Annotated in this window: 2 protein-coding genes; both read right to left on the bottom strand. The window is 46.1% G+C overall.

Translation table 11 applies throughout. The annotated features are described in order from the left end of the window. Positions 1-593: glycosyltransferase family 32 protein (locus KDK18_RS07075; protein WP_257254177.1), on the bottom strand; the 593-nt coding region annotated here is incomplete at its 3' end. A gap of 12 nt (positions 594-605) precedes the next feature. Next, positions 606-1,606: glycosyltransferase (locus KDK18_RS07070; RefSeq protein ID WP_257254176.1), on the bottom strand; the 1,001-nt coding region annotated here is incomplete at its 5' end.

Raw genomic sequence — 1,606 nt, 5'->3', positions numbered from 1 at the left:
GTATAGCAGTGCTCAACCTCATGGGTATTTTGCTGATCAGGGTACATAAAGGATCTGTGAAGTAACTTGATACCCTCAATCTTTTGAGTAACAGCCTTCCTGAGTCCTTTTTCTTGAAGTAATTTCGTTAACAGTTTGGGGCCTGTCAGATGATCTTTTCTAAGGATCCTCTTAGCTAGCTTTATATCGTACTGATTCATGAGGGTTTTGACAAAAGGTGCCTGTTTTTTGGCAGCAATCACAGCAGTGCCTATGTAGCACCTATGGTGATTTTCATCGGATTCAAAACCAAAAAGGCAGCAGACATCATCTTGAAGTTCATGTTCAAAGTTCTGCTTAACCTCGATATCGGTATCGAAATAGATACCACCATGTTCGTATAAAACATACAGGCGAACATAGTCAGCCAGAAACGCCCACTTTTTAGCACTAAGCATGCTTTCAAGGTATGGGTGCCCTCTCGGAATGTTGTCTTCATTCCAATGTATGATTTCATAATCAGGAAAGACGTTCTGCCAATTCTTGATATAAAGTCGTTCCTGTTCAGGAAGTGGTCCACCAAACCAGCAATAATGAATCTTTTTAGGGTGCATTGACTCGTACGCCTATAAATATGACTTCAACGACTGATTGCTGGGAGTGGGCCAGGCATTCTTGCCAGACTTTCGATCAGCCTGTTCAATAATAACATCAGCAGCCTGCTCAGGAAGGCTATACAGATCCTCAGAGCGGCTAAAAGCAAGGGCGTTGTTTTGCCATTCCAGCCAATGCTCTGACTCAAGCATTGTGCTGAGAGCCTCATTCAGAGAGCCCTGGTTAAAAGGACTGGGCAGTACGGTGCCTGCTTTGGCGTCACGGATATAGTGTGCATAGCCACAGACATCGGTGGTCAGCACAGGCAGTCCTGCAACCAGTGCTTCGAGCAGAACGGTACCAGTATTCTCGTTGTACGCTGGATGAATCAGCAGGTCTGCACCCAGCAGAAATCGAGGGACATCATCACGGCCAGCAAAAAAACGAAGCTGATGCTCAATGCCCAATTGTTTGGCCAGTGACTCAAAGGGTTTTTGTTTGTCCTGACCCATAACAAAGAATCGCGTGCTTTGTTTTTGGTGCGCGGGTAATGAGGCAATAGCCTTGATGGCTCGGTCCAAACCTTTGGTTTTGAAGCCTGAACCTACCATTAGAACCAGCTTGTCTTCATCAGTGAGGGCAAAAGCTTTTTTGAATTCTGCTCTAATGGCATCAGCATTGTCGGGTCGGCATCGATCTCTTGAAATACCCGGAGGAAGCAGGTGAATGCGTTCTTCAGGGGTGTGGTAATAATGCTGAAAAACAGGCTTTTGCAGGGCCGATATCAGCAGGGAAACGGTTTTGCTTTCCTGAGAGAAAACCGCTTCTTCAAAGGCCTTGTAGTGTCGGAAGCGTGGCGTGAGCCGATACCACCAGCCTTTTGATTGGGCTTTATCCAGATAACAGGTATCAGCGGCATAATAGATATCCAGCCCCGGCATTTTATTAAACCCTACTAAAGTCACTTCGGGTTGGTGAGCTAATGCTTTGCTGACCTCCTGCTGGAAGCTCTTCATCCTGGCATGGTTGGAAT

Source organism: Endozoicomonas sp. SESOKO3, from assembly GCF_024606255.1.
Note: the sequence above shows the minus strand (reverse complement) of the source record. Positions and strands in the feature narration are given on the sequence as shown.